This is a genomic window from Oleiphilus sp. HI0132, assembly GCF_001635845.1.
This window is the reverse complement of the sequence record NZ_LWGJ01000137.1, coordinates 1-644: the sequence shown is the minus strand read 5'-3', so window position 1 is coordinate 644 and position 644 is coordinate 1. Positions and strand designations below refer to the sequence as shown.

1 pseudogene is annotated in these 644 nt (G+C 46.6%); it reads left to right on the top strand.

The features are described from left to right. Positions 1-644, top strand: a pseudogene (locus tag A3766_RS30125) (hypothetical protein); the annotation flags it as partial.

Here is a 644-nt window from a genome sequence, read left to right as displayed (position 1 = left end):
GGTGTTGAGTTTGTCGAGCAGATTCTTCAGCACTTTGAGTTTTCCTTTCAGACGCCTTGGAATGAGAAAGAACGAATTCCGACTGAAGGCCGCTTGGTGATTATCGCCAATCATCCTTTAGGTACTCTGGATGCAGCGGCGGTATTCAAGTTGGTAAGTGATGTAAGGTCAGACGTGCGTGTTGTGGTCGATGAAGGCGTTCATGAGTTAGATGCGCTTGCGCCGATTACTTTGGCTTGTCAGCCTTACTCCGAGAATACGGCTAAAACACGTAATGTCGCTTTGAAAGAACACCTGGAGCGAGAAGGTGTGCTGATCTTTTTCCCCAGTGAAGAATTATCCCGTATTCGCCCGAGTGGGGTGACGGATACCAAGTGGCGTCGTGACTTTCTTGATATAGCTTTAGAAATGAATGCGCCGGTGTTGCCTTTGTATATTGATGCAGCAAACTCTGCTCTGTTTTACGGTGTGTCTGCGATCTATAAGCCGCTTTCTACCATGATGCTTGTGCCTGAAATGTATAAGCAAACACGCAAGACGGTTGCGATCCGTGTCGGTAAGCTTGTCATTCATGAGACCTATGCCAAGAGTGGTTTGCCAGTTAAGACTCAGGTCAAACTGTTCAAAAAACACCTCTATAAAGT